Origin of the sequence: Pantoea sp. ME81 (genome assembly GCF_903970985.1) — a bacterium.
Lineage (GTDB): Bacteria > Pseudomonadota > Gammaproteobacteria > Enterobacterales > Enterobacteriaceae > Pantoea > Pantoea communis.
The window spans coordinates 1-363 of record NZ_CAJCKS010000379.1; the positions used below are offsets into that span (position 1 = coordinate 1).

The window sequence follows — 363 nt, forward strand, 5'->3', positions numbered from 1 at the left end:
CTGCGCGAGCGCGCGCATCTTTACCGCCAGACCGCGCACCATGAAGTGAATGCCATGCAGGCGCCAGAACAGGTTGTTGATCAAATTCTGCAATCCCTCTCGCTCGCCCGCGCCAGCTAACCCCTACACCGGGACGTCCACTCTTTCCCTACACGCCGTCCTTCCGACCTGTCTGCCCGAAGCCGCACAGCGCCCGACGCTAACCGGTCGTCCGATTGCCGAGGAGATGAGCGATATTCTGCGCGAGCGCGCGCATCTTTACCGCCAGACCGCGCACCATGAAGTGAATGCCATGCAGGCGCCAGAACAGGTTGTTGATCAAATTCTGCAATCCCTCTCGCTCGCCCGCGCCAGCTAACCCCT

Annotated in this window: 1 pseudogene; it reads left to right on the forward strand. The window is 61.4% G+C overall.

The features are described 5' to 3' along the window. Nucleotides 1–175 precede the first annotated feature (175 nt). Nucleotides 176–358: pseudogene (locus tag H7A81_RS27485) on the forward strand (shikimate kinase); the annotation flags it as partial. Nucleotides 359–363 lie beyond the last annotated feature (5 nt).